A 3,508-nucleotide genomic window follows, 5' to 3' on the forward strand; every position below is an offset into this window, starting at 1 on the left:
ACTTCTGGGGTGGGAATCTGGGGATTTTCTGTTTTTCCTAGGGTTAAAACCCCGCGCATATAGTCCCAACCGTTGCCGAGAACTATCTCCAGGATTTCTTTTTGTCTTTGACTGGTTTGGGGGAGTGAGAACACGGTATTATCAGTTATCAGTTATCAGTTATCAGTTATCAGTGGGTAAGTTAGGTACTTATCGATGGGTGCATCCCACATTTGCAGAAATACCGATAATCAGCAATTATCAGTGACTCTTAAATTATTACAGATATATCAGCAGCTGCGTGTAAGCATCCCACCGAAAAACTAATGCGCAGGGGGTTCGGGGGAGGCGCTTCGTCCCCCGACGGGGGGTTTGGGGGGTAGAACCCCCCAAAAGCTTGGATTGAGCGATAAAACCGAAAGTAACGCCCGATTTTAGTAGGAAGTTTCCCTTAAAAAATCCCAACTTAGTAGATTTACAAAAATGAGATGTACCCCTTTCAGTTATCAGTTATCAGTTATCAGTTATCAGTGGGTAAGTTATCAGTGATCAGATTTGAGTTTTAAGTTAGCAGTATTAAATAGAAGTTTCCTACTGTCTTTTCACTGATTACTGTTTACTGATTACTGAAAAAGCTGGTAACTAATATCGATCCTATAACAATTTCTTTAATTTGGGATCGGTTTGTAAGTGCTTGAGAACTTGTTTAATATCTTGGGTACGATCTTTGTGGACAACGAGAGTCGCTTTACCGTCGCGAACAATTACCAGATCTTTTAAACCAATAGTAACGATCACTTCTTCCTCATCACTAGCATAGATAATAGCCCCTTCCGTGTCCAAACCGACATGATTGGCCAGTTCAATATTTTTGCCCTTTGCTTCTAGTAATCTTTCCAGAGAATTCCAATCTCCTAGATCATCCCAACCGAAATTAGCGGGTAAAACGTAAGCGAGTTGGGTTTTTTCCATCAAAGCATAATCGATACTTTTTTTCTCTAAATCCTCATAGGCAGCGATGCCCCGATCGATCAGAGGCTGTAAAATATTATTAGCGTGGGTTTTTAGCTCCTCTAAAACCACTTGTCCCTGAAAGATAAACATTCCGCTATTCCAGCTAAAAAGTCCCGTTTCTAGGAATTTTTCGGCCGTGGTGCGATCGGGTTTTTCCGTAAAACGACTCACTTTATAGACGGGTAAACCATTAAATTCGCCCTGATTTTCTCCCTGTTCGATATAACCGTAACCGGTGGAGGGATAATCGGGTTTAATCCCTAAAGTAACGATCGCTTTTTGGCTGACGGCCACTTCTACGGCCGCTTTTAAAGTGTTAATATAAGCCTCTTGATCACCAATATAATGATCGGCAGGAAAAAAACCGATCGCCACTTCCTTACCATAACGTTTTATCACTTCTAAAGTCGCCCAAGTCACAGCCGGGGCCGTATCCTTGCCCACCGGTTCCACTAATAGGTTACTCTCCGGTAAATCGGGGAGTTGTTCGCGGACACCATCAGCGATCGCACTAGCGGTAATTACCCAGAGATTTTCCCAACCTGCCGCTAAAGATAATAGACGATCGGCCGTTGCTTGTAAAAGACTGCGACCACTACCATCAAGACAGAGAAACTGTTTCGGACGCGCTAGACGACTGAGGGGCCAAAAACGTTCCCCTTTACCACCGGCGAGAATGACTGGAACAAGCGACTGATTCATAAAAATTGACACTTATCGGTTAAGTTGAACCGATTGTATCAGACGGCAGCGAGGGGTGAGCGTTTTCCCGACCCAAAGCTAAAAAGCGGGCAAATAACCCGCTTTCTAGCAAAAATAACCGAAATATTGCGATTAGAAATTCATTTCGGCCGCTTGTACTGTTTCCACTTGTTTTTTCTTAATCACTAAGAGGATTTGGCAGAGCATAATACCACCGAGGAATAAAACTAATCCTTTGATCCGGCCGGGATTTTGCAGGACAACTTCCGTCTCTTTTTGACCAAAACCGCCGACATTGGGGTTACTGGTTAAAAATTGTCCCACTTCGATGGCCTGACCTTCCGAGACGATTAATTCAGGTCCCGCGGGAATATTTTCCACCACGGGGCCAGCTTCGGAAGTGATGGTGACTTCATAACCACCGGCTTCGGTTTTGCTGATCTGGCTAATTGTACCTGCGGTAGAAGCTTTGAAAGCGTTATTATTGCTCGGTTCACCGGTGGGGTACACTTGACCGCGACCACGATTGGCCCCTAAATGCACAGCATATTTACCGAAGTGAATACCTTTATTTTGGCTAGGATCGGGGGCCAGGACGGGGAAAACGATTTCTTTGTATTGATCCCCGGGTAAGGGGCCGACGATAACCACGTTATCTTGACCTTCTTTGTAGGATTGGAAATAGACTCCACCGAGTTTTTCCTGCATTTCTTCGGGAATGCGATCGGGGGGCGCGATTTTAAAACCATCTGGTAGCATTAAGACTGCACCGACGTTTAAACCCCCCTTGGATCCGTCGCCTAACACCTGTTGACTGGCGGGATCGTAGGGGATTTTTACCACTGCTTCAAAGACGCTATCGGGTAATACCGAGTGGGGGATTTCAATTTCGGCGGGTTTTTGGGCTAAATGGCAGTTCGCGCAGACAATCCGACCTGTGGCCTCTCTGGGGGTTTCTGGGGCGGTTTGTTGCGCCCAAAAAGGATATGCTTGGGCAGATTGGGGGTTAATGACATCGCTGGTTAGGAGTAGGGAAACGGTAGCGATCGCCACGAGGACGGCTTTCACTAGGGCCTGTCTGTGGACTTGCGGGAAGCTTAAAAAGTTGAATGTTCTCATCTCTATCGGTTGAATAATTCCAAATCTCGTCACATTGAATAATCTAGGACCACCAGGGTTCTTCGCCGGTGCGGAAGTCGGTTTCCGTCCAAGTGGAGAAGACGACTTTATCATTATCGGTGACGTTGGCATGGGCGAGGGCTAAGGATAGAGGCGCTGGACCGCGAACTACTTTTCCTTCGGCATTGTACTGGGAACCGTGGCAAGGACACATGAATTTTTCTTCGCTGGCATTCCAAGGCACCACACAACCTAAGTGGGTACAGACGGCGTTAATTCCGTAGTTGGCCAGGGTTTTGTCCTCTTGGACGACTAAATAGGTGGGGTCGCCTTTTAAGCCTTGGGCTAATGTGCGATCGCCAGCGTTATGGCTGGTCAGAAATTGACTGACAATCACATCATTGCCTAGGGCATCTTTTGCGGTGACACCGCCACCCGTACCACCGGCCGAGGGGGGAATAAAATACTTAACAATCGGATACAAAGCCCCCGCTGCTACTCCGGTAATTGTACCAAAGGTCAACAGGTTCATAAATTGACGACGACCCAAATCGGGAACATCTGTACCGGAAACTTGACTCATTGCTCCTTATCTCCAAATGTAAATTTTTGTAAACTAATTCTCATCTAAGGGCGATTTTGTGCATCTCGATCAAGACGAAAACCCAGAGCTTAAAGAAGGTTTACAAGGGCT

3 protein-coding genes are annotated in these 3,508 nt (G+C 46.1%); all 3 read right to left on the reverse strand.

Annotated features, from left to right (window positions below; translation table 11 throughout):
• Positions 1-633 precede the first annotated feature (633 nt).
• The 3 genes from PX484_RS13045 to petC all read right to left on the reverse strand — a co-directional run bounded on the left by PX484_RS13045 (position 634) and on the right by petC (position 3,397).
• Positions 634-1,695, reverse strand: a complete 1,062-nt coding sequence (locus PX484_RS13045; RefSeq protein ID WP_287766289.1) for a mannose-1-phosphate guanylyltransferase — start codon at positions 1,693-1,695, stop codon at positions 634-636.
• Positions 1,696-1,827: 132 nt separating this feature from the next.
• Positions 1,828-2,814 carry a cytochrome f gene (gene petA, locus PX484_RS13050; protein WP_002754684.1) on the reverse strand — a complete coding sequence of 329 codons (987 nt, stop codon included), beginning with the start codon at positions 2,812-2,814 and terminating at the stop codon, positions 1,828-1,830.
• Positions 2,815-2,857: 43 nt separating this feature from the next.
• Positions 2,858-3,397: a cytochrome b6-f complex iron-sulfur subunit gene (petC, locus tag PX484_RS13055; protein ID WP_002781457.1), complete on the reverse strand. Its 540-nt coding sequence runs from the start codon at positions 3,395-3,397 to the stop codon at positions 2,858-2,860.
• Positions 3,398-3,508: the final 111 nt, after the last annotated feature.

This window comes from Microcystis sp. M49636_WE2 (assembly GCF_030065375.1).
Classification (GTDB): domain Bacteria; phylum Cyanobacteriota; class Cyanobacteriia; order Cyanobacteriales; family Microcystaceae; genus Microcystis; species Microcystis aeruginosa_C.